Annotated in this window: 1 pseudogene; it reads left to right on the plus strand. The window is 61.8% G+C overall.

Going from position 1 to position 785, the window contains the following annotated elements:
- A pseudogene (locus B7364_RS07950) lies at positions 1–785 on the plus strand (IS3 family transposase); the annotation flags it as partial.

The raw sequence follows: 785 nt of genomic DNA on the forward strand, positions 1-785 counted from the left end.
AGCCGTGAGGCTGACGTCGAGAAGCTCCACGCCAAGATCGGCCAGCTGGTCGTGGAGCGAGATTTTTTAGCGCGAGCCTTCGGTCGATGAGCCTGGACCGGAGGCGCGCGATGATCGAGCCGGATCACCCGACGCTCTCGATCGTGGCGCAGTGCAGGCTTGTGGCGATCAGCCGGTCGGGCTTCTACCAAAAGCCCGCCCCCGAGACTGATGCCAACCTCGCCCTGATGCGTCTGATCGACGAGCAGTTCATGAACACGCCGTGGTATGGCTCGCGCCAGATGGCCCGGCATCTGCGCCGGGTGGGCCATGGGGTTGGCCGCAAGCGGGTCCGTCGGCTGATGGCGAAGATCGGGCTTGTGCCGATCTACCAGAAGCCACGGACCACGATCCCGCATCCAGAACACAAGAAATACAAGTATCTGCTGAAGGATATGGTGATCAATCGACCCAATCAGGTCTGGTGTGCTGACATCACCTACATCCCGATGCGCCGGGGCTTCCTGTACCTGGTGGCCGTGATGGACTGGGCCACTAGGAAGGTGCTGTCGTGGAAGCTGTCGAACAGCATGGAGGCAGACTTTTGCATCGAGGCGCTCGAAGAGGCGATCGCCAAGTTCGCCAAGCCGGAGATCTTCAACACCGACCAGGGCAGCCAGTTCACCAGCCCGCGCTTCGTGGACGTGCTGACCGACGCCGGGGTTCAGGTCTCGATGGACGGCAAGGGCCGGTGGATGGACAATGTGTTCATCGAACGGCTGTGGCGGTCGCTGAAGTACGAGTGC

Origin of the sequence: Aquidulcibacter paucihalophilus, from assembly GCF_002105465.1 — a bacterium.
GTDB classification, from domain to species: domain Bacteria; phylum Pseudomonadota; class Alphaproteobacteria; order Caulobacterales; family Aquidulcibacteraceae; genus Aquidulcibacter; species Aquidulcibacter paucihalophilus.